A 22,041-nucleotide genomic window follows, 5' to 3' on the forward strand; every position below is an offset into this window, starting at 1 on the left:
GGTGGAGCCAGTCGACGACGACCGGAACCGGGCAGGTGTGTGCGCCGTCCGCCCGGGGACCGACCTCGGTCGGCACGCCCGGATGCTGTCCCGGCTGCACGACGCGGTGCTGTCCGGCGACGCACGCCCCGACGACACGGCGCGCGGACGTCGGCTGGTCACCCGCTCCTGGGACCGGGTCCGGGCCCAGGGCGTGGACCCCGACGCCGGTGAGCCGCCCGGCCCGCTGGACGCCGCCGTCGTCGAGCAGCGCCGCGCGACCTCACCGCTGGTGCCGGTGCTGCCCGCGTTGCGTGCCGCGCTGACCTCGGTCGCCGAGGACGCCCGGCACGTGATGGTCGTCTGCGACGCCGACGGGGTCCTGCTGTGGCGGGAGGGCTCGACCGCGGTCCGCCGCCGCGCCGACGCGCTCGGGTTCACCGAGGGCGCGGAGTGGTCCGAGCAGTCGGTCGGCACCAACGCGATCGGGACCGCGCTCGCCGAGGGAGGGCCGGTGCAGATCTTCTCCGCCGAGCACTTCGTGCGCAGCCACCACGGCTGGACCTGCACCGCGGCCCCCGTGCACGACCCGCGCAGCGGCGAGCTGCTCGGCGTCGTCGACCTGTCCGGGCCCGCCGAGACCATCCACCCGACGACCGTCGCGCTCGTCGACACTGCGGTGCGGCTCGCCGAGGCCGGGCTGTGGCAGCGTCACGAGGCCCGCCTCGACGCGCTGCGCACCATCGGCGCCCCGATGCTCGCCGGCGACACCGGGCCGGGCCTGGTGGTCGACGACCACGGCTGGGTCGCCGCCGCGTCCGGGCTGCCCGGTGTCGAACGGGTCGCCGCACCGGTACCGGAGCGCCTGATCGCCGTCCACGGGCTGGGGCCCTGCCTGCCCGAGCCGGTGCCCGGCGGCTGGCTGCTGCGCCCGGCGTCCGGCGGGAGCAGGCGGATGCGGCTGCGCCTGGACCTGGACGGCCGTCCGCCGCAGGCCGTCATCGAGGGCACGACCCGCTGGGTGCACCCGCTGTCGACCCGGCACGCCGAGGTCCTGGTGCTGCTCGCCCGTGCGGGGGCGAGCGGGCTGGACGCCGCCACGCTGTCCCAGGGGCTCTACGGCGACCGGGCGCACCTGGTCACCGTCCGCGCCGAGATGTCGCGGCTGCGCCGGAACCTGGGCGGGATCCTGCTGGCACGCCCCTACCGGATCGCCCCCGAGATCGAGCTGGACCTGACGGGGCTGGCCGGTAGCCGGGTCGTGCGGGAGTCGACCGCGCCGGGCGTGGCCGTCCTGCGTCGCGACTGAGCGACCCCGTCGCTGCAACCCGGCTGCAACGCTGTCCGTGACCCGCGTCACCGGCTGGACTTGGGGTCGCGGGAACGTCCCGCCGCGGCAGGGACGCCGCCCCCGGCGGCCCGCGCGAGCGAACTGGGAGGCCGACATGGGTGTCGCCGTGGTGACCGGAGCCGGACGCGGGATCGGGCGGGGCATCGCCCTGCGCCTGTCACGGGACGGGCACGCCGTCGCGGTCAACGACCGGGACGCCCACGGCGCCACCGCCGTCGCCGAGGAGATCCGCGCGGCGGGCGGGACCGCGGTGGCCTACCCGGCCGACGTCACCGACCCCGGCGCGGTCACCGCGATGGTCGGCCAGGTCGCCGAGGAGCTCGGCGGTCTGGACGTGATGGTCGCGAACGCCGGTATCGCCCAGGTCAAGCCGCTGCTCGAGGTGACACCCGACGATCTGCGCACCATCTTCGACGTCAACGTGTTCGGCGTCGTCTACTGCCTGCAGGCCGCCGCCCGCGTGATGATCGACCGGGGGACCGGCGGCAAGATCGTCAGCGCCGCGTCGATCGCCGGGCACCAGGGCTTCGACCTCCTCGGGCACTACTCGGCGACCAAGTTCGCCGTCCGTGCCCTCACCCAGGCCGCGGCCAAGGAGCTGGCGCCGCACCGGATCACCGTGAACGCCTACTGCCCGGGGATCGTCGGCACCGACATGTGGGACCTGATCGACGAGCAGATGGGCGCCCGCAGCGGCGCGGGGAAGGGCGAGACGCTGAAGCAGTACGCGGCCGGTATCCCGCTGGGCCGGGTGCAGACCGCCGACGACGTCGCCGCCTTCGTCTCCTACCTCGCCGGTCCGGACTCCGACTACATGACCGGCCAGGCCGTCATGATCGACGGCGGGGTGGTCATGGTCTGAGGGCGGACCGGGTGCCGGGCCGCGCGGCCGGCCCGGCACCGCGGTCAGCTGGTGATGTCCTTGGTGCGGAACCGCCACGCCGCGAGCCCCAGGAACAGGCTCGCGTAGCAGACCGCGGAGAACGTCCCGTAGGTCATGTCCGACCAGTCGACGTCGGTCGCCAGCAGCGCCGACCAGGCGTCGCCGTAGTGCGTCGGGAGGAAGTCCCGGATGAGTCCCAGGTCCTCGATCTGGTCGATGATCTGGGAGACGATCGAGGCCATCACCGCGCCGCCGACCGCGCCCAGCGGGGCGTCGGTGCTCACCGAGAGCAGCAGCGCCAGCCCGGCCACCCAGCTCAGCTGCACGGTCACGTACAGCGCGCCGAGCATCACCCGCCCGGCCGCGCTCCAGAACGGCAGCGACTCCCCGATCGGCGAGACCAGGTCGCCGGTGCCGTAGGCGATCGCCCCCACCACGAGCGACGCGACCGGGAGCAGCAGCAGCGCCGCCACCGACAGCACCCCCGCGACGACGGCCTTCTGCCGCAGCAGCCGCGCCCGCGGCACCGGGACGGCCAGCAGGTAGCGCAGCGACGACCACGACGCCTCCGAGGCCACCGTGTCGCCGAAGAACAGCGCGACCAGTACCACCAGCAGGAAGCTCGCCGATGCGAACAGCGTGAACACCGCGAAGTTCGCGGCGCTGCCCGACGCCAGGTCGACCAGGCTCGGGCCACGGGCCCCGGGCTCGTCGTCGCCGAGGGAGAACGCCGCCCACAGGATGATCGGCATCGCCACGACCAGCGCGAACGCGACCTGGGTGCGACGGCGCTGGAGCTGGCGGACCAGCTCGGTGCGCAGCGGCATGGTCCGTCCCGGGACGGCGGGCGGCGCGGCCCGGCCGGTCACGAGGTCGCCGACGTGCCCGCGGCGGGTCGAGAGCTGACGGTCGTCACTCACGAGGTACCTCCGACGTCGCGCCCCTCGGGGCCCACCAGTTCCAGGAACGCGTCCTCCAGCCGCCCGCGCGGCCCGGCCGCGCTGACCGCGACCCCGCCGGACACCAGCGCGGCGACGGCGTCGGCGCGGGCGGTGCCGTCGAGGTGGGCGTGCACGACGCCCGGCTGGTCCCCGGTGACGACGTCGGTGACGCCGTCGAGGGCGGCCAGCACGGCCCGGGCCCGGCCGGTGTCGTCCACGGTGAACGACGAGCCGCCCCCGGCCGCCATCAGCTCGGCGACCGTCCCCGCGGCGACGACCGTGCCGCGGTGCATGACCACGACCTCCGAGCAGGTCTGCTCCACCTCCGACAGCAGGTGGCTGGACACGAGCACGGTCCGGCCGCCCGCGGCGTAGCGGCGCAGCAGCTCGCGCATCGCGTGGATCTGGGGCGGGTCGAGCCCGTTGGTGGGCTCGTCGAGGATGAGCAGCTCGGGCAGGCCCAGCATCGCCTGCGCGATCGCGAGGCGCTGCCGCATGCCCTGGGAGTAGGTGCCGACGCGGCGGTGCACCGAGTCGCCGAGCCCGGCGATCTCCAGCGTCTCCTCCATCCGCGCCTGCTCCGGCGGGCGGCCGGTGGCCTCCCAGTAAAGTCGCAGGTTCTCCGCGCCCGACAGGTGCGGCAGGAACCCGGGGCCCTCGACGAACGCGCCGATCCGGGACAGCACCGCCGCGCCGGGACGGACGGGGCGACCGAACGCCGTCATCGTCCCGGCGGTGGGCGCGATCAGGCCCATGAGCATGCGCAGGACGGTCGTCTTGCCGGCGCCGTTCGGGCCGAGCAGGCCGAGCACCGCACCGCGCGGCACGGTGAACGACACGTCCGACACCGCGGCGAACCCGTTGCGGTAGATCTTCGCCAGCCCGCGGACGACCAGCGGCGGCGCGTCGCCGGGCACGTCGTCGTCGGAGGGCTCGGTCCGGCGCGACCGCAGCCGCGCCACCAGCCACACCAGGAGTGCCGCGGCCAGCACCGCGGCGATCCCGAGCACCGGCCACAGCGGAACGGTCCCCGCCGACTCGGTGCGGCCGGGCACCTGGGGCACCGACAGCGCGGTGTCCCCGGCGAGCCCGACCCGCCACACCGCAGGGTCGGCGCCGGAGTCGTAGCCCTGGTCGGTCGTCGACAGCTGCACCAGCAGGCGGCTGCCCGCCTGCACCGGCGCGACGACGCCGGGCAGCGTCACCGTCGCCTCGGCGGGGGAGCCGTCGGCGGGGACGGCGATCCGCAGCGGTGCGACGGCGTTGCCCAGCAGCGTGCTGCGCCCGTCGGGGGTGAGCGTGGTGAGCGACGCGAACAGCACCGCGGTGTCCGGGGCGGGCTGTCCGGCGACCCGCGCGACGCGCACCGTCACCCGCGGCGCCCCGGAGGGCTGCATCGCGTCGGCGACGGGCGCGGTGAGGAACCGGGCGGACTGGCCCGGCGTCGTCAGGCCGGACAGGCCGCCGAGCGAGCCCAGCGACCCGAGCGCCGAGCCGAGGCCGGGCAGCGACGTGAGCGCCGACGGGTTCCCGCCCGGTGGGTGGACGACGGTCTGCTCGCCGCCGTCCAGGGGCAGCGCGGTCGTCGGGGCGGGTCCGGAGCCCGCGGTCAGGCCGGGGTAGGCCCCGGCGAGGACGGTCCGGCCGGTGGGGGTGTCGCCGCGGGTGCGGACGGTGCTGCGGACCTGGTAGGCGAAGGGGGCCTCGGCGAGACCACCGGTGGTGCCCTGCGCCGCGGGCAGGCCGCGCAGGTGTTGGTCGAACCAGTCGGCGATGCGGGCGCGGACCTCGGAGTCGGGGCCGCCGCCGTCGTGGCCGCCGGCGAACCACAGCACCGACACCGGGGTGCCGTTCGCGGCGATCTGGCGGGCGTTCGCGTCGGCCTGGTCGAGGCCGAACAGGGTGTCCTGCTCGCCCTGGACCAGCAGTGTCGGTGCGGTGATCCGGTCGGTGACGGTCGCGGGGGAGGAGCGGCGGAGCAGCTCGGCCAGCTCCGGGGAGACGCGGCCGGTGCGGGCGGCCTCGCCGTAGGCGGCGCAGACGTCGCGGGCGAAGCGTCCGCAGATCGGGTCCGGCCCCGGCCGTGACGCGTCCTGTCTCCGGCCGGCGGCCGCGCCGGTCGCCGTGGCGTCTCCCGGACCGTCCGCGGTCCCGGCGGCGGTGCCCGGTCCCGCGGTGCCGCCGGCGCCGTCCGGCCCGGACACGCCCGCGGTGCCCGTGCCGGTGCCGTCGGAGGAGGACGCCCCGCCCGAGGACGAGCCGAAACCGCCCCCACCGCCGGAGCCGCCGGAGCCGGAGCCGCCGAGCCCTCCGGACGAGCCGGCGGCGGCACCCGCCGGTGAGTCCCCGCCCGCGGGCACCCGGCCACCGGAGCCGAAGAACACCCCGGCCCAGCCGCTCTTGAACACCCCGTCGCCGGCGCCCGCACCGGCCGCGGGCGTGCCCGGCGGCGTCGCACCGGCCGGGACGGCGTTGTTCGGGAACAGCGCCTGGCCCAGGTCGTTCCAGGTGATCACCGGCACGATCGCGTCGATCCGCCGGTCGTACCCGGCCAGCAGCAGGGCGAGGCCACCGCCGTAGGACCCGCCGGTCACACCGACGCGGGGGTCGCCGTCGGCGTCGCGCTGCACGTCGGCGCGCGCGGCGAGGCGGTCCACCAGCCGCGACGCGTCGGCGACCTCGCGGTCGGGGTCGTCCAGCCCGATCGAGCCACCGGAGGCGCCGAAACCGCGCGCGGTCCAGGTCTGCACCACGTAGCCGCGGGCGGCGAGCTCGCGGGCGTCGGAGTCGACGGAGGCCTTGCTGCCGCCGAAGCCGTGCGCCACCAGCACCGCGGGCGCGGGGGAGGCCGCGGTCGCCGAGGCGGGGACGTAGAGCGAGGTGTCCAGGTCGATCGTGCCCGGCTGCCCGGGGCCGGCCGGGACGGCGACCTCCTCCTCGCTCACGGCGACCGCGCCGCCGTCGTCGGCCGCCGCGGCGGGCGCCGGCGCGGCGACCGGGACACCGGGTGCGGCCGACGCGGCCGGGGCGAACGCCAGCACCAGGGCGGCGACCGTCGCCGCCACGATCGGGGTACGGACCCACCGGGTCCGGGGGAGCACGTGCACGTCATCGAAACTACGCAGATCGCCGCGACCGCGTCGCCGGGCGGCGGGTGCGTCCCGCCACGCCCGCCGCACGGCACCGGTCCGGCACGGGAACCGGCACCGGCCCCGGCGAACCGGGCACCCGGGATGAATGCCGCACCAACGGCGCGTGACCCCCGGGTGTCGCCGGGCGTTCACCCGACGTTCCGCCGTGCAACGCCGACCGGAAGCCGTGGCCCGGCACCGTCACCGGGTGTGAGCGTCAACCCCACCGGAGAGACCCCCGGCGTCGGTGTCCCGCGGGCACTCGCCGTCGACATGACGATCGCCGACCAGCAGGACTGGCTCGCCGCCTTCCTGCGACGCCACCCCGTCAGCCGGCGCACCGCGCTGCGCGGCGGCGCCGGAGTCCTGGCGACGCTCGCGGCGTCCGGGTCGTCCTGGGCGCGCGGGGTGGCCGCGGCCGCCGCACCCGCGCCGGTCACCGTCGTCGGACGGCACCTGGCCTACGGGCCCGACCCGGCCCGCTCGATGTCGTTCTCCGGGGAGCTGACCGCGGCCCCGCCGCCCGGCCGGATGGTCGTCGACGTCGGCACCGACTCCGGGTTCGGGCTCACCCTCCCGGTGCAGGTCCGCCCCCTGGAGAGCCTCGTCCCGCAGGTCGACGGCAGCATCCGCGGCACCCGCCAGTGGTTCGCCCACGCCCGCGCCGACGGCCTCGCCCCCGGCAGCTGCTACGTCTACCGGTTCCGCATCGAGGGTCCCGGCGGAACGACGACGACCACCGCCACCAGCACGTTCCGGACGGCCGCACCCCGCGGCACCCGGCACCGGTTCACCTTCACCGCCTTCGCCGACCAGGGCGTGAGCACCGGTGGGGAGCCGAACCACTACAAGCCCGACGACACCCACCGCAGCCCGGCGCCCGCGGAGGCGCTGACCGCGCTCGTCGCCGCGGAGGCACCCGCGTTCCACCTGCTCGCCGGCGACATCTGCTACGCCGACCCCTCCGGCGCCGGCAGGCCCGTCCGCAACGGCGCCCCGCAGGACGACGAGGCCCACGACAGCTTCGACCCCACCGTCTGGAGCACCTACTTCGCCGCGATCGAACGCTCGGCCGCGTCGACCCCGTGGATGTTCGCCACCGGCAACCACGACATGGAGGCGCTCTACGACCTGAACCGGGCCGACGGCCCCGCGCACGGCTACGCCGGTCACGCCGCCCGGCTCGCGCTGCCCGGGACCGGCCCCCGCGGCTGCCCCTCGGTGTACGCGTTCACCCACGGCACCGTCGGGGTCGTCAGCGTGGACGCCAACGACCTCTCCACCGAGATCCCGACCAACGCCGGCTACTCCGGCGGGACCCAGCTGACCTGGCTGGAGCGGACCCTGGCCGGCTGGCGCGCCGACCCGGACATCGAGTGGATCGTGCTGTTCTTCCACCACTGCGCGTTCGCCACCTCGGGCTCGCACGCCTCCGACGCCGGGGTGCGACGGGCGCTGGCGCCGCTGTGCGACCGCTACCGGGTCGACCTGTGCGTGCAGGGCCACAACCACCAGTACGAGCGCACCGACCCCATCCGCGACGGCCGCCCCACCCGCCCGGCCCCGGACCGCTCCACCGTCCACCCGGAGACCGACGGCACCACCTATGTCTGCGTCGGCTCCGGCGGACGGCCCCGCTACCGCTGGCAGCCCGGCGAGACCGACAGCGTCCGCGGCCACGAGACCGAGCAGGCGCCGGTCACGAGCTTCCTGGCCGGCCCCGACGACCAGAAGCAGGCCGAGACCGTCACCTGGTCGCGGACCCGCTACCTCGGCTACGCCTACCTGCGCTGCGCGGTGGCCCCCGGTTCCGGCGGCACCGACTCCCGTCTCGTCGTGCACGCGATCACCGACCTCGGCGAGGAGATCGACATGGTCCGGCTCAGCCGTCGCGCGCGCCGCTGAACCGGACACACAGGACGACTTCCGGCCCCGACCGGGTGCCCTGGGTCACCCCGACTCGCCATGCAACGGACCAGGGAGGACACTTCACCTACCGCAGGGGAGTATCCCTACCGCGGTGGTGTCGTCAGCACGGTGTCGTCGCGAGCGTGGTTCGCGAGCGGACCCGGCACCACCGGCCACACCCGGCAGCCGCAGGAACGGGCTGCCGTGGCGGGAGAGACCTCGGGCTGTCTGATGCTGCCCTGGTCTGGAGGAACTTCGTGAACGTGCCCCTGTGGGTCTGGCTGGTCACCATCATCGGATTCGTGCTGGTGATCGGCGCGGACCTGTGGCTCAACGACCACAAGCCGCACGCCGTGACCCTGGGTGAGGTCACCCGCTGGGTCGTCTTCTACGTGGTGCTGGCCGTCGCGTTCGGCTGCGGGGTCTGGTTCTTCTCCGGCGGCACCTACGCCGGCGAGTTCTTCGCCGGCTACCTGACCGAGTACTCGTTGTCGGTCGACAACCTGTTCGTCTTCCTCATCATCATGTCCGCGTTCAAGGTGCCGGTCCTCCACCAGCACCGGGTGCTGCTGGTCGGCATCGTGATCGCGCTGATCATGCGGAGCATCTTCATCGCCGCGGGCGCGGCGGTCATCGACCGCTTCAGCTGGGTGTTCTTCCTCTTCGCCGCGTTCCTCGTCTACACCGCCGTCTCGCTGGTCAAGCAGGCTGCCGGCGGCGACGACGAGGAGTGGAAGGAGGGCCGGGTCCTGCAGTGGGTCCGCAAGGCCTTCCCGGTCACCGACGACTACCACGGCGCCAAGACCACCGTGAAGATCGACGGCAAGCGCTGGCTGACCCCGATGCTGATCGTGATGATCGCCATCGGCGTCACCGACATCATGTTCGCCCTGGACTCGATCCCGGCGATCTTCGGCCTCACCCAGGAGCCCTACCTCGTCTTCACCGCGAACGCGTTCGCGCTGATGGGGCTGCGCCAGCTCTACTTCCTGCTCGGCGGGCTGCTCAACAAGCTCGTCTTCCTGTCCTACGGCCTCGCGGTGCTGCTCGCCTTCATCGGCGTCAAGCTCGCCCTGCACGCCCTGCACGAGAACGAGCTGCCCTTCATCAACGGCGGGCAGCCGGTGCCTGTCCCCGAGGTCGGGATCGGACTCTCGCTCGGCGTCATCGTCGGCGTCCTCGCGGTCACCACGGTCGCCAGCCTCGTCGCGGTCCGGATGAAGCCCGAGCTGGCCGAGCAGGGCAGCGGGATCACCGCGCCGCCGCTGGCCCGCACCAAGGAGGAGGCCGCGCGGATCGAGGCCCAGGACGAGCAGGCCGACCACCGGGTGAGCGCGCCCCCGCGCGACTGAGACCCACGCTCCCCGGCGGGCAGTCCTCCGCCCCGGCGTCCGGTTCCCCATCGGACACCGGGGCGGACCCGTGTCCGGCGCTGCTCGGCGCGCCGTGCCTGTGACCTGCGGAGACGATGGCGTCTGCCGTGTCAAGTGTTGCATCGGCAGGTGATCCCGTTCACGATCAGTTGATCCTGGCATCGTAGCGAGGGGCTGATGCATGATCCCGGTGATCGAATTCGTTCTGGGTGTCGCCGTGCTGGTCTACAGCGCGGAGAAGCTCATCGGCTATCTGGTCGGGGTGGCGAGCCGGTGGGCGATCTCGCTGTTCCTGATCGCCGTCGTCTTCACCGGGATCGAGTTCGACGATCTCGCGTTCGGCGTCGTGCTCAACATGGAGGACCTCAGCGACGTCGCGCTCGGCGCCGTCATCGGCACCACGATCGCGCTGACCGGCGTCGTGCTGGCGCTCGCCGCGATCATCGCGCCGACCCGCGTCGAGGTCCCGCGCGACTACCTCGCGCTCTACGTCGCCGCTCCGGTGGTGATGTTCCTGCTCGCGCTCGGCGGGCTGCTCACCGCCGGCACCGGCGTCGTGCTGATCCTGTTGTTCGTCGCCTTCGTCGGCTGGATCGCCTACCGCGAGTACTCGGCCCGGCGGCCCGTCTGGCGCAACGCTGAGGTCTACGAGCAGCTGGAGAAGGCCGGTGTCGGCGCGGGCGGGACCGCGACGGCGTCGGCCGGGTCGGGTGGGCCTGGTGGTCCGCCCCGGGCCGACGCGGCCACCGGACCGCCCGGCTTCCGGCTGCCCGAGGACCTGCGCGTCGACGACGGCTTCCTCGCCGCGCGCGCACAGCCGCCCGGCCGGACGATCCTGTTCGCCGTGATCGCGCTGATCGGGCTCGTCGTCGGCGCGCTGATCGCCGGGCAGGGCACCGAGGGCATCCTCGAGACCTGGGCGATCAGCGGCACGGTCTTCGGGGTCACGATCGCGACCCTGGCCCTGTCGCTGGAGGACCTCCTGATCACCGTCGAGCCCGCCCGCCGCGGCGCGCCGGAGATCGCCGTCGCCAACGTCCTGGGCAGCGTCGTGTTCTCGGTGACCGGCAAGCTCGGGGTGATCCTGCTGGTCGGCGGGGCGATCGTGGTCGACCCGACGGCCCTGGTCTGGCACCTGCCCGTGCTGCTCGCGCTCACCGTGCTCTCCGCGGTGTTCCTCGGAACCGGGCGGATCCGCCGCTGGCACGGCGTGGTGCTGCTCGCGCTCTACATCGCCTACTTCGTCATCAGCCTCACCGTCTTCGGCGGCGTCCCCGTCGACGACTGAGCACCCGCAGGGAGGGACGATGCTCACCAAGAACCGGATGTCCGCGGCGCTCGCCGTCGTGGCCGCCGTGATCGGCCTGGTCCTCGTGTTCGGCACGGGCGAGGGCGCCCGCGACGACGATGACGACGACGCGGGCGGCCCGCCGGCGGTCACGCAGATGGACGACGACGACCGGCAGCCGCCGGCCGTCCCGGCGCAGCAGGACCCGGCGCCGGGGCAGCAGCAGCAGCCCGACGACGATGACGACGACTGAGGAGGCGCTACAGGTGGTGCAGCACGACGTCGTCGATGCGGCCGTCGTGCAGGGTCAGCGTCATCCAGGTGTGGGTCGGCATTCGGCGCCGGTCGGTCGGTGACCCCGGGTTGAGCAGGCGCAACCCGTCGGCCGTGGAGTCCCACGGGATGTGGGAGTGCCCGAACACCAGCAGGTCGGTCTCGGGGTGCGCGGCGAGCGCCCGGCGTTCGCGGCCCTGCTTCGGGCCCGTCTCGTGGGTGACGGCGACCCGGACCCCGTCGAGGGTCGCCCGCGCCGTCTCGGGCAGCCGGGCGCGCAGCGCGTCGCCGTCGTTGTTGCCCCAGCAGGCGAGCAGCCGGGCCGCGCGGCCCTCGACCCGGTCGAGCAGCTCCACCGAGCACCAGTCACCGGCGTGCACGACGACGTCGGCGGCGTCGACGGCCTCCCACACCGGCCCGGGGAGCCCACCTGCGTGGGCCGCCCCGCGGCTCGGGTGGTGGGTGTCGGAGATCAGCAGGAGCGCGGTCAGCGCACGCCCACCAGGTCGCAGACGAAGATCAGGGTCTCGTTCGGGGCGATGACGCCGCCCGCACCCTGGGCCCCGTAGCCCAGGTGCGGCGGGATCACGAGCCGGCGGCGGCCGCCGACCTTCATCCCGGCGACGCCGTTGTCCCAGCCGGAGATGACCTGGCCGGCGCCGAGGCCGAACTGCAGCGGCTGGCCGCGGTCGTAGGAGTTGTCGAACTCGCGGCCGGTGGACTGCGAGACGCCGACGTAGTGCACGGCGACGGTGTCCCCGGGCTTGGCCTCGGGGCCGTCGCCGACGGCCAGGTCCTGGGTCATGAGCTCGGTGGGCAGCGGGCCGTCGACGATCTCGACAGCGGGCTTCTGCGGTGCGGTCACGGGAGACCCTCCTGGGAGACGTGCTCCTCCGGCCGGACGGGGAGGAGGCTGTGGTGCGCCACGACCTTGCCAGAGGGTTCCACCGTCCGCGCCCGGGGCCCGCCCCGCCGTGCGAGGCTGCCCCCATGAGCGACTCCTCCCCGTCGTCCGCCGGGCTCGCCGAGGTGTGGACCGCCTGGCTGCGCGCGCTCGACGAGGCCGGGTTCCCGGCCACCGCCAACGTCCGCCCGCCGGCCTCGGCGGAGGAGGTCCGGGCCGCGGAGGCCGTGTTCGGAGCGCCGTTCCCCGCCGACCTGGCCGCGCTCTACCTGCTCGCCGACGGTCAGCTGAACGACCACCCACGGGCCCCCGGACCCCGGCCCGAGGTAGCGACGAGCATCTTCCCCGCGACCTACCGCTTCGTCCCGCTCGACGAGGCCGTCGTGCAGTACCGCGGGTGGCTCGACGTCATCGAGGACGGGGACGACGACCACATCACGGTGCGGGAGGGTGACCCGGTGCGGGCCCGCTACTGGGATCCGGGCTGGTGGCCGCTGGCGGTCGACGGCGGCGGCAACGCCCTGGTCGTCGACACGGTGCCGGAGCCGGGCGGCGTGCGCGGGCAGGTCGTCGTCGCCGGGCCGGACGAGGACGAGCGCCGCCGTGTCGCGACGGGGGTGGCCGACTACCTGCACCGGTTGCTCGCGGAGCCGGCACCCGTCTGCGAGGACACCGGCGACGACGCCCCGGACCACCGGTTCTGGGACGTCCGGCACCTGCGCTGACGCGGCCGGTCCGGATCGGCCGTCCACGGTGGTGGACGCTCCGTGGTCAGCGGTGGGGCCGGGGGACGAGCTCGACGTCCACCGGTTCCGGTCCGTTCGCCCGGGCGACCGCGTCGGTCACGAGGTCGTGCTGCGGTGACAGGTGGCAGACCGGGTCGGTGGCCGCGGCGTCGCCGGTGAGCTGGAACGCCTGGCAGCGGCAGCCGCCGAGGTCCACCTCCCGCCGGTCGCAGGTGCGGCACGGATCCTGCATCCAGTCCTCGCCGCGGTAGGCGGTGAACAGCGGTGCGGACGACCAGATCTCGGCCAGGCCGGCATCGCGCACCGAGGCCCGCGGCAGGGGCAGGGTCTGCGCGGCCGGACAGGGCAGCGCGTCGCCGTCCGGGGCGACGGTCAGCTGCCGCTGCGCCCATCCGCCCATGCACGGCTTGGGGTACGCCGAGTAGTAGTCGGGCAGGACGTGCACGACCTCCATCCGGCCCGCGAGCCGGGCGCGGGCCGCGGTGACGATCTCCTCGGCCCGGTCGAGCTGGTCGCGCGTCGGCAGCAGCGCCGAACGGTTGCGCCACGCCCAGCCGTAGTACTGGGTGTTGGCCAGCTCCACCCGGTCCGCGCCGAGCCGCTCGACCAGGTCGACGATCTCGGCGATCCGGTCGATGTTCTGCCGGTGCAGCACGACGTTCACGGTCAGCGGCCAGCCCAGCTCGCGCACCAGCCGGCAGGCCTCGAGCTTCCGGTCGAAGGAGCGGATCCCGGCGATGCGGTCGGAGGTGGCGGGTTCGTCGGCCTGCACGCTGACCTGCACGTGGTCCAGGCCCGCCTCGCGCAGCTCGATCGCGCGCGGCCGGGACAGACCCATGGCGCTGGTGACCAGGTTCGTGTACATGCCCAGCTCGGACGCGGTGCGGACCAGCTCGGGCAGGTCACGTCGCAACAGCGGCTCGCCGCCGGACAGATGGCACTGCAGCACACCCATCGCGGCGGCCTCGGTGAAGACGCGCTGCCACTCGGTGGTGGTCATCTCGTCGTCGTAGCGGGCGAGCTCGATGGGGTTCGAGCAGTACGCGCACGCCAGCGGGCAGCGGTAGGTCAGCTCGGCGAGCAGCCCGAACGGGCGGGGGGCGGCGGCGGTCATCCGAGGGCCACCAGGTTGCGCGCCGCGAGCCGGCCGAGGTAATCGCGGACCTGATCGCCCACGGTCAGCGCGTCGGTCTCGTCGAAGTCCTCGACCAGCGCGGCGACGAGGTCGTCGACGGTGCGCTGCCCGTCGCACAGCCGCAGCACGGCGTGCCCCGTCCGGTTCAGCACGACGACGGTCTCCGGCCCGAGCAGCACCCAGCCGCCGGTCGGGCGGTCCGGCCGCATCCGCACGTGCCGGCCCAGCCGGGGCCGGGACTCCCCGGTGACCACGGGCAGCCGGCCCGTGCCGTCGCCGCGCCGCTGCGGGGGGACCTTCGCGGCGCCGGTCGCGCTGTCACGCGTAGGCATGATCGATCGCATTCATGACCGCCCACAGGACGTCGCACTTGAACGACAGGGCGGCCTCCGCGGCGTCCTGCTCCTGCGGGGTGTGGCAGTGCGCCAGCACGACCTCGAGCGCGTGCTCGGAGTCGCGGGGCGCCTGGAACAGCCGGTTGCGGAAGTACTGCAGCCCGGCCGGGTCGATCCAGGTGTAGTACTTCTCGAACGCGGCCAGCCGCTCGGCCATCAGGTCGGGCGCGAACAGCTCGGTCAGCGACGAGGCGACCGCCTCGACCCACGGCTTCGTCCGGGCGAAGGTGATGTAGGCGTCGACGGCGAAGCGCACGCCGGGCTGCACGTGGCGGTGGTCGGTGATCTCCGACCGGGTCAGCCCGCAGGCCTCACCCAGCTGCAGCCAGGCCTCGATGCCGCCGCTCTCGGGCCCGTCCTCGGCCGTCCCGTCGTGGTCGGTGATCCGCCTGATCCAGCGCCGCCGGACCGCGACGTCCGGGCAGTTCGACAGGATCGCGGCGTCCTTGACCGGGATCGCCTCCTGGTAGGCGAACCGGTTCGCCACCCAACCGCGGATCTGGTCGGGGGTCAGGGTCCCGTCGTTCATGCGGACATGGAACGGGTGGGCGCTGTGATAGCTCGCGGCGTGCGCCCGCAGCCGCTCGACGAGTGCGTCGGATGCGGTCACTCAGACCTCCAGTTCCAGACCGTCGTACCCCACGAGCGCGCCGGCCTTCTCCACCTCGGCGCGTTCGTCGGAGTCGTCCAGCAGCATCGGGTTGGTGTTGTTGATGTGCACGTACACCGTGCGGCCCACGCGCAGCCCGCCGAGCCGTTCCAGGCTCCCACCGGGACCGCCGACGTGCAGGTGCCCCATGTCGTGCGCGGTCTTCGCGGCCAGCCCGAGCCGGACCATCTCGTCGTCGAACCACGTGGTGCCGTCGACGAGCAGCAGGTCGGCCCCGTCGATCTCGGCGAGCACCGCGGGGGTCAGCTCCTGCACGCCCGGAAGATGGACGGCGAACCGCCCGGTCGCGGGGTCGGTGAACCGGTACCCCACGACGCGACCGGTGCCGTCGGTGCCGGTGCCCGATCCGGCCGGCGGTGGCGCGAACCGGTCGTGCTTGGCGGTGGGGGCGTCGAACGCCCGGTAGACGAGCCCGCCGAGGTCGTGCTCCGCTCCCGGAACCACCTCGGTCCAGGTCACCGGGCAGAAACGCTCCAGGGTGGTGAGCAGGCCCGTCCCGGTGCGCAGGGTCCGCTCCGTCGCGGCGGTGGCGTGCACGTGCACACCGCGGCCCTCGCGCAGCAGGACCAGGCCGAGGGTGTGGTCGATCTCGGCGTCGGTCAGCAGGACACCGTGCAGCGGCGTGGTCCGGTCGCCGGTCGGGTGCAGGGCGGGGGAGTCGGCGAGCTGGGTGCGGACGTCGGGGGAGGCGTTGACCAGCCACCAGCGCTCCCCGTCGGGGCTGACGGCGATCGAGGACTGGGTGCGCGGGGTCGTCGGCCGTGTGCCGTCGCGGACCGCGCGGCAGCCCGGACAACCGCAGTTCCACTGCGGGAACCCGCCACCCGCGGCGGCGCCCAGCACCCGGATCCTCATCGCACCCCTCCCGTGTCGACGGCCGGGGGCCCGCGGTTCGCGCGCCCCCGGCCGTCGGGTCGCCTCACGCCTCGGTACGGGCGATGTACATCGTCACCTCGGGCGCGCAGCCGATCTCCTCGAACTCCGGCGCCTCCCAGTCGGTGGTCGGCTCCATGGCGATCACCTCCCTTCACGTCATCGTGGGGTGCGGTTCCGGTTCGGGAGGGCAGGTGACCCCACCCCCGGGATCTCATTTCCCCGGGCCGCTGGGTGATCACTTTCACACCGACCGGGGAGGAGTGTCAACCCCGGCATTCCGCTCGCTGCGAACCGATCGCAATGATAGCGGCGAGAGGGACATCCAGCAGCTCAGAGGTACCCGCAAACGGCGTTCACCATACGACGGATGATCAATGAAAGAATGTCGTCGGGCCGGGCCGGAATGGCAGCGAAATGAATCTTGCTCGGCAGTGCCGACGCATTTCCCCCACGGAACGGAGGGGTGACGGCGATCCGGCTCCGGACCCCGGCGGAGCCTCTGACGTGCGGTGCGCCGATCCCCGACGCCGGCCGGACGATGTCGGAGCGGGGCGCAGTCCGACGACCGGCCGGTGAATTCCCCGGTGCGTGCTGTGGTCGCCCGTCGCCGAAACAGGTGTTTCACCCAATGATGTGCGCCCGGCGGCGGGATGGTGCGCGGGCCCCGCCCGCGGCGTGCCGGCGCCCCGTCCGCCCGTCCGTCCGTCGGTCACGCCGCCGGTGGCGCACGTCGTACCGTTCGTTCCGGTGCCGTCAGCGTGTCGTACGACGGATCCCGCCGCGCGGCGCCCGTTCGACCGTGCCCGGACCGGGCGCCGTGCACCGGGTCGCCGCGGCGGCCTCATGTGGCCGGAGTCACACCGGATCGGAGTGGTCCGCGCTCCGGGTCCGCGCGACGAGGGCGTCGCGGAGGAACCCGACCTGCAGGAGCAGCAGGTTCTCGGCGACGACCTCCTGCGGCGTCATGTGGGTGACACCGGACAGTGGCAGCACCTGGTGCGCCCGGCCCGCCGCGAGCAGCGCCGAGGACAGCCGCAGGGTGTGCGCGGCGACGACGTTGTCGTCGGCGAGACCGTGCACGACCATCAGCGGGCGGTGCGGCCGGTCCGCGGTCGGCGGGGTCGCGGCGTCGTCGATGATCGACGAGCGGCGGTACGGCTCGCCGCCCGGCGCCCCGAGGTAGCGCTCGGTGTAGTGGGTGTCGTAGAGCGTCCAGTCGGTGACCGGCGCGCCGGCGATGCCCGCGTGGAAGACGTCGGGCCGGCGCAGCACCGCCAGCGCGGACAGGTACCCGCCGAACGACCAGCCGCGGATCCCGACCCGCCCCAGGTCCAGGTCGGGGTAGGCCTCCGCGGCCGCGTGCAGGGCCGCGATCTGGTCCTCCAGCACCGGTCCCGCCAGGTCGCCGTGGATCGCGCGGTCGAACTCCGGGCCGCGGCCGGGGGAGCCACGTCCGTCGGTGACCAGCACGGCGAAACCCTGCTCGGCGAACCAGCGGCTGGTCAGGTGCGCGTTGCGGGCCTGCAGCACCCGCTGGGAGTGCGGGCCGCCGTAGGGGTCGAGCAGCACCGGCAGCCGGGTGCCGGGCACGTGGCCGGACGGCAGGAACACCGCGGTGCGCAGCTCCCGCTCACCGAGGGAGTGCAGCACCGGGGCCGGGTCGAACCCGGGGTCGACGGCGTGCCCGGCGACCGGGTGCTCGGCCCCGGCGGCGGTGGCGAGCACGGCGTGCGGCGCCGTCGCGAGGTCCTGGGACACGCGCACGGTGGTGCCCCCCGCCGCGGCGACGGCGTGCACCCCGGTCGTCGGCGTCACCGCGACCGGCTCGGACCCCGGGGTCACCGACCAGACGGCCACCGAGGTCGGCTCCGTCGAGGCGCGGAACAGGACGGTCTCGCCGTCGATGCCGACGACCCCGCGCACCTGCAGCTCCGGGCCGGTCAGGTAGGCGTCGCCGACGACGAGCCGGCGCGCCCCGCCGGAGTCCTCGGCCCGCACCAGCGCCCCGGACGCGGTGCGCGCCGGGACGCCGGGCACGTTCTCCACCCAGACCGGGTCGGTCTGGGAGTGCAGCGTGGTGGTCCGCCCGGTCGCGGGGTCGACGGCCAGGGTGCGGACCTCGCGCTGGTCGCGCGGCTGGACCGACAGCAGCGGGCCGTGTGCGTCCCAGCCCGCGGTGGCGAGGTACTCGTAGGTCTCGTCGTCCCAGGTCACGGGGGTGCGGCTGCCGTCGAGCGCGACGAGGACCAGCCCCACCCGGGCGTTCGGGGTGCCGGCGGCGGGGTAGCGGACCGTGGTCGGGACGCGGTCGGGGTGCGCGGGGTCGGCGATGTGCCAGCGCGCGACCGGCGACTCGTCGACCCGGGCGACGAGCAGCGCGCCGCCGTCGGGGGACCACCAGAACCCGCGGTGGCGGTCCATCTCCTCGGCCGCGGCGAAGTCGGGCAGGCCCCAGGAGACGTCGTCGCCGTCGGGGGTGAGCACGGCCGTCGTCGTGCCGGTCGTGAGGTCGTGCAGGTGCAGCGCGCCCTCGGCGACGAAGGCCACCCGGGCGCCGTTCGGGTCGATCCGCGGGTCCACCACGGCCTCGATGTCGCCGACGTCGAGCGGCCGCACGTCCGGCTCCCCGGTCAGCGCGACGGTGAACGGCCGCCCGGACAGTGCGAACACGGCTCGGGTGACCGCGGCGTCGGTGGTGTAGCCGACGACGCCGCCCGCCTGCTCCCGGACCCGCTCGCGCCGGGCCCGCTCCGCGGCCGGCAGGTCCTCCTCGCCCGGCAGCCCGGGCACCGACGCCGGGTCCACGAGCAGCCGTTCGGCGCCGGTCACCGCGTCGATCGACCACAGGCAGGTGACCGGGTCGGTGCCGGACCGGCTGCGCAGGAACACCGCCCGGGACCCGTCCGGGGCGACGGTGAACCCACGGGGGACCCCGAGGGTGAAGCGACGGGTGCGCGCGTGCAGGCGGGGGAACGAGTCGGCCACGCGGCCGACGTTATCCCGGCGGCGTCACCGGACGCGTGTGGACCGGGTGCCGGACGCGCGTCCGCCCGCCTCCTCGCAGCCGCGGGCCGCGAGCCGGTCGGCGCGTTCGTTCTCCGGGTGCCCGGCGTGCCCCTTCACCCAGAACCAGGTGACGTCGTGGCGGCGGACGGCGGCGTCGAGCTCGCGCCACAGGTCGTCGTTCTTGACCGGCTCCCCGGCGGCGGTCCGCCAGCCGCGGGCCTGCCAGCGCGGCAGCCACTGGGTGATGCCGTTGCGCACGTAGGTGCTGTCGGTGTGCAGGTGGACGACGCTGCGCCGGGTCAGTGCGTCCAGCGCGCGGATCGGGGCGGTCAGCTCCATCCGGTTGTTCGTCGTGCGCTCCGGCTCGCCGCCGTGCAGCTCGCGCTCGTGGCTGCCGTACCGCAGCACCGCACCCCACCCGCCCGGTCCCGGGTTCGGGACACAGGCACCGTCGGTGAAGATCTCGACGACGACGGACGGGTCGGCGGTGCTCACGGCCGGTGACGCTAGCGGTCGGCTCAGTAGAGCCGGTACGCCGCCCTCGCCGCGGTGAACCCGGCGCCGGTGCGGGCGTCGCGGCACTCGACGCCGGTCCGGGAGCTCACACAGGTGACGTCGCCCTCGGTGAGGTGGGTGCCGTAGTCGAGCACCGCCGCACCGGAGCCGACGGGCGCGCCGCCGCACTCGGTGCGGGCACCCGCCGGCCCGCCGGTGACCAGCGCCGCGTCCGGGCAGTCACCCGCCGACCAGGTGCGGGCGGTGACGTCGCAGCGGACGGCGCCGTCCCCGGCGCCGCCGGTGATCCGGCAGGAGATGTTGCCGGTCGGGGAGGTGAACGACGCGGGCGACCCGAACGCGGCCGGGTCGGCCGCGGTGGTGCCCGCGACCAGGTCCGACGGCGCCGCGACCGGTGCGGTACCGGTGCCGGACCCCTGCGGCGCACCGGGGTCACCGGTGCGCTCGGATCCCACGTAGGCGGCGACGACCACCGCCGCGGCCAGCGCGAGCGTCGCGGCCACGGCGATCGCCGCGGCCCGGTGCGGGACGGCGCCGTGTAGCCCGCCGTCGGGGAGCCGGGCCGCGGACAGCCGGTCGCGCAGGGCGTCCCAGCGGCCGGCGGGGGTCCCGGACGCGGCGTGCCCGGGCGGGTAGACGACCGGCACGGGCGCGGCGGCGCGCGCACCGCCCTGGACCGGTTCCGCCCAGGGCGCGGTGGGGGAGGGGGCGCGTCCGGGCGCCGGCACCGCGGTCCACGGCGCGTGCGGACCGGCGGCCGAACGGGCCGGGGACGGTGCGGCTCCGCCGGTCCGGTCGCTCCCTGCCCCGCCGGGGCCGGTCCGCTGTGCGGGGACCCCGCCCACCGACCGCTCCTCGGCGGGCACGGCGGGCCAGGGCATCGGCGGGGTCCGCGGGCCCGGCCGGTTCCGTACGTCCACCGGTCCGGTCAGCTCGGTGGGCTCCGGTGCGGGCTCCGGCGGCGTCCCGGCGGGGTCGGCGGTCCCGTCCCCGGCGCGCGGGGCGGGGACCGGGCCGGGCGTGGGTGCGGCGGTGCCGGGGGCCGGGTCGCCGTCGGTGGGTGCGGCGCCGGACAGCAGCGTCGTCGGATGCCCGTTGCGGCGGCCCTCCGGGCGCGCGGGGGTGCGGTCGTCGGCGTGGGGAGCGCTCATCGGTCCGGGACGCTAAGCGGGTCGACCGCCCCCCGACAGCGGCCGTTCGGAGCAGTAACGGCGGCCGGTCGCCTCGTCACGGTGACCGTCCGTGCACGACGACCGTCTGTCGTGCCCCTCCCGGCGGTCCTGCCGGACGCCGCCCGTCTCGTACCGGTCACCGCACGCCATCGTTGGCGTGGAAGCGTGAGCAATGCCAGCGACTGCCGGGGCGGCGACGACCGAGGCACGGCCCACGACAGCCACGAGCGGACCGGCGGCGGTGCTGGAGTCGCTGCCGCTGTCGGGGTGGCACCGGCGACTCGTCGTCCTGGGGGGATCGGGTCGTTCGTCGACCTGGACGAGGTGATCCTCGGCGGCGTGCTCGCCCCGCTCCTGGCCCGCGAGTGGGCGCTCGGCCCGGTCGGCACGGCGGCGGTGGTGTCGTCGGGCCCGGGCGTACACCGTCGCCTACCACGGTTTCGGCACGCTCGCGCCGCTGGTCCTGGTGGCCACGGGCTTCGACATCGGCGAGTCGCTCGGCTACGCCGCGCTCAGCTTCGCGGGGTACCCGCTCGGCTCGCTCGCGTCGGTCCCGCTGGTCGATCGGTTCGAGCGGAAGTGGCTGATCATCGGCTCGGTGCTGGCGATCGGCGTGCTCGGCATCGTGTTCGCGGCCGGCCACGGCCGGGCCGGTCGCGGTGTTCGGCGGCGCAGCGGGGCTCATCGTGCTGCTGTGCCTCGATGTCGGCCTGCTCGGCCCGCGCTCCACCGGACTCGCGCTGGAGGAGCCGGGTCGAGGGGGCATCCTGACCGCGTGAGCCAGGCCCTCTACGAGATCACCGTCAACGCGCTGCTCGACCGCGACCGCCCGATCACCCGGGCCTACTGGGACGCCGCCGTCGCCCGGGTCGGCGGGCACCGCGTGCCGCAGCTGCTCGCCGAGCTCACCGACGCCGGGCTGGTCGGGGCGGACCTGCTGCCCGGCGCCGTCGCCGAGGCGTGGGCGTCCGCCGACCGGCCGCTGGACCGGCTCCCGGCGGCGCGCTGGCGGGAGCTGTTCGGCGACGCCGGGCTGGCCCCGCCGGCCGTCACGGATGGGTCGTCGTCCCCCTGAGGGCCTTGTCGACGGCGTTGCGCGGCCCGTGCAGCGCCACCCCGACCAGGTCGAGCTCCTCGGCCCGGGCCGCGGCGACCACCGCACGGTTGTCGTGGTCGTTGCCGGTGGAGAACATCGCCGCGGTGAACACCGCCACCGGCAGCCCGCGGCCGACCGCCCGGGCCCGGCAGGCCGCGAGCGTCGTCGCGTCCCCGGCGCGGACGAGTACCGGCAGGCCGAGGGTCGGCAGGTAGGCGGTGCCGTCGGCGTCGGCGTAGGGCTCGCCGATCAGCTCGGGGACGCCGGCCGCGACCCCGGCGGCGAGGAACGCGGTCACGTTCGCGACCTGCCAGCCGAGCAGGTCGTCACGCAGCACGACGGCGATCTTGGTGGCGGGGCGTGCGGGGGAGGAGGGGAGCAGGGCGGAGAGGGTCACG

At 75.0% G+C, this 22,041-nt stretch carries 21 protein-coding genes; 8 read left to right on the forward strand and 13 right to left on the reverse strand.

Annotation, left to right across the window (positions count from 1 at the left end; genetic code table 11):
* The first annotated feature begins 1 nt into the window (after position 1).
* Entirely contained in the window at positions 2-1,288 is a 1,287-nt protein-coding gene (locus ATL51_RS27575) for a GAF domain-containing protein (RefSeq protein WP_301549223.1), read from the forward strand.
* Between the two features lie 136 nt (positions 1,289-1,424).
* Complete coding sequence (locus ATL51_RS27580; RefSeq protein ID WP_100880383.1) at positions 1,425-2,192, forward strand: acetoin reductase; 768 nt, start codon at positions 1,425-1,427, stop codon at positions 2,190-2,192.
* A gap of 44 nt (positions 2,193-2,236) precedes the next feature.
* On the opposite strand, the gene ATL51_RS27585 is transcribed toward ATL51_RS27580, so the two are convergent.
* Together ATL51_RS27585 and ATL51_RS27590 are read right to left on the reverse strand one after the other, a co-directional pair.
* Positions 2,237-3,133, reverse strand: coding sequence for an ABC transporter permease (locus ATL51_RS27585; protein WP_301549224.1), 897 nt, complete (start codon positions 3,131-3,133; stop codon positions 2,237-2,239).
* On the reverse strand, positions 3,130-6,261 hold the full coding sequence (locus ATL51_RS27590) for an alpha/beta fold hydrolase (RefSeq protein ID WP_100880384.1): 3,132 nt from the start codon (positions 6,259-6,261) through the stop codon (positions 3,130-3,132). Before ATL51_RS27590 ends, ATL51_RS27585 begins: the two co-directional genes overlap by 4 nt.
* A gap of 234 nt (positions 6,262-6,495) precedes the next feature.
* Between ATL51_RS27590 and ATL51_RS27595 the strand changes: the two genes are divergently transcribed.
* The 4 genes from ATL51_RS27595 (at position 6,496) to ATL51_RS27610 (ending at position 11,107) form a co-directional block, all read left to right on the forward strand.
* Positions 6,496-8,190, forward strand: coding sequence for a metallophosphoesterase (locus ATL51_RS27595; protein ID WP_208623090.1), 1,695 nt, complete (start codon positions 6,496-6,498; stop codon positions 8,188-8,190).
* Positions 8,191-8,450: 260 nt separating this feature from the next.
* On the forward strand, positions 8,451-9,545 hold the full coding sequence (locus ATL51_RS27600) for a TerC family protein (protein WP_073576972.1): 1,095 nt from the start codon (positions 8,451-8,453) through the stop codon (positions 9,543-9,545).
* Positions 9,546-9,747: 202 nt separating this feature from the next.
* Entirely contained in the window at positions 9,748-10,854 is a 1,107-nt protein-coding gene (locus ATL51_RS27605) for a sodium:calcium antiporter (RefSeq protein WP_073576971.1), read from the forward strand.
* A gap of 19 nt (positions 10,855-10,873) precedes the next feature.
* Positions 10,874-11,107, forward strand: coding sequence for a hypothetical protein (locus tag ATL51_RS27610; RefSeq protein ID WP_100880385.1), 234 nt, complete (start codon positions 10,874-10,876; stop codon positions 11,105-11,107).
* A 7-nt stretch (positions 11,108-11,114) separates the two neighbouring features.
* On the opposite strand, the gene ATL51_RS27615 is transcribed toward ATL51_RS27610, so the two are convergent.
* Both ATL51_RS27615 and ATL51_RS27620 read right to left on the reverse strand, forming a co-directional pair.
* On the reverse strand, positions 11,115-11,618 hold the full coding sequence (locus ATL51_RS27615; protein WP_100880986.1) for a metallophosphoesterase family protein: 504 nt from the start codon (positions 11,616-11,618) through the stop codon (positions 11,115-11,117).
* Positions 11,615-11,932 carry an FKBP-type peptidyl-prolyl cis-trans isomerase gene (locus ATL51_RS27620; protein ID WP_073577123.1) on the reverse strand — a complete coding sequence of 106 codons (318 nt, stop codon included), beginning with the start codon at positions 11,930-11,932 and terminating at the stop codon, positions 11,615-11,617. The genes ATL51_RS27615 and ATL51_RS27620 overlap by 4 nt, the downstream gene beginning before the upstream one ends.
* A 185-nt stretch (positions 11,933-12,117) precedes the next feature.
* On the opposite strand from ATL51_RS27620, the gene ATL51_RS27625 reads away from it, so the two are divergent.
* Positions 12,118-12,756: an SMI1/KNR4 family protein gene (locus ATL51_RS27625; RefSeq protein ID WP_073576969.1), complete on the forward strand. Its 639-nt coding sequence runs from the start codon at positions 12,118-12,120 to the stop codon at positions 12,754-12,756.
* A gap of 46 nt (positions 12,757-12,802) precedes the next feature.
* On the opposite strand, the gene pqqE is transcribed toward ATL51_RS27625, so the two are convergent.
* From pqqE to ATL51_RS27665, 8 genes are all read right to left on the reverse strand, one after another.
* A complete protein-coding gene (pqqE, locus tag ATL51_RS27630) occupies positions 12,803-13,891 on the reverse strand; it encodes a pyrroloquinoline quinone biosynthesis protein PqqE (protein WP_100880386.1) in 1,089 nt (362 codons plus the stop codon).
* The gene (gene pqqD / locus ATL51_RS27635; protein WP_073576967.1) at positions 13,888-14,244 is read right to left on the reverse strand and encodes a pyrroloquinoline quinone biosynthesis peptide chaperone PqqD; all 357 of its coding nucleotides are present in this window, start codon (positions 14,242-14,244) and stop codon (positions 13,888-13,890) included. The genes pqqE and pqqD overlap by 4 nt, the downstream gene beginning before the upstream one ends.
* On the reverse strand, positions 14,231-14,917 hold the full coding sequence (gene pqqC, locus ATL51_RS27640; protein WP_100880387.1) for a pyrroloquinoline-quinone synthase PqqC: 687 nt from the start codon (positions 14,915-14,917) through the stop codon (positions 14,231-14,233). Before pqqC ends, pqqD begins: the two co-directional genes overlap by 14 nt.
* Positions 14,918-15,832: a pyrroloquinoline quinone biosynthesis protein PqqB gene (pqqB, locus tag ATL51_RS27645; RefSeq protein WP_100880388.1), complete on the reverse strand. Its 915-nt coding sequence runs from the start codon at positions 15,830-15,832 to the stop codon at positions 14,918-14,920.
* 64 nt (positions 15,833-15,896) lie between these two features.
* Positions 15,897-15,989 (reverse strand): pyrroloquinoline quinone precursor peptide PqqA, encoded by a 93-nt coding sequence (pqqA, locus tag ATL51_RS27650; protein ID WP_073577122.1) that lies wholly within the window; start codon positions 15,987-15,989, stop codon positions 15,897-15,899.
* 719 nt (positions 15,990-16,708) lie between these two features.
* Entirely contained in the window at positions 16,709-18,838 is a 2,130-nt protein-coding gene (locus ATL51_RS27655) for a prolyl oligopeptidase family serine peptidase (protein WP_100880389.1), read from the reverse strand.
* Between the two features lie 24 nt (positions 18,839-18,862).
* Positions 18,863-19,354: a ribonuclease HI gene (gene rnhA, locus ATL51_RS27660; RefSeq protein ID WP_073576963.1), complete on the reverse strand. Its 492-nt coding sequence runs from the start codon at positions 19,352-19,354 to the stop codon at positions 18,863-18,865.
* A 23-nt stretch (positions 19,355-19,377) separates the two neighbouring features.
* Positions 19,378-20,526 (reverse strand): hypothetical protein, encoded by a 1,149-nt coding sequence (locus ATL51_RS27665; RefSeq protein ID WP_100880390.1) that lies wholly within the window; start codon positions 20,524-20,526, stop codon positions 19,378-19,380.
* A 796-nt stretch (positions 20,527-21,322) separates the two neighbouring features.
* On the opposite strand from ATL51_RS27665, the gene ATL51_RS27675 reads away from it, so the two are divergent.
* Complete coding sequence (locus ATL51_RS27675; protein WP_100880391.1) at positions 21,323-21,622, forward strand: hypothetical protein; 300 nt, start codon at positions 21,323-21,325, stop codon at positions 21,620-21,622.
* On the opposite strand, the gene ATL51_RS27680 is transcribed toward ATL51_RS27675, so the two are convergent.
* A complete protein-coding gene (locus ATL51_RS27680) occupies positions 21,597-22,040 on the reverse strand; it encodes a DUF2000 domain-containing protein (RefSeq protein ID WP_301549225.1) in 444 nt (147 codons plus the stop codon). The genes ATL51_RS27675 and ATL51_RS27680 overlap by 26 nt on opposite strands.
* Between the last annotated feature and the right edge of the window lies 1 nt (position 22,041).

The sequence above is a fragment of the Pseudonocardia alni genome (genome assembly GCF_002813375.1).
In the GTDB taxonomy this organism is placed as follows: domain Bacteria; phylum Actinomycetota; class Actinomycetes; order Mycobacteriales; family Pseudonocardiaceae; genus Pseudonocardia; species Pseudonocardia alni.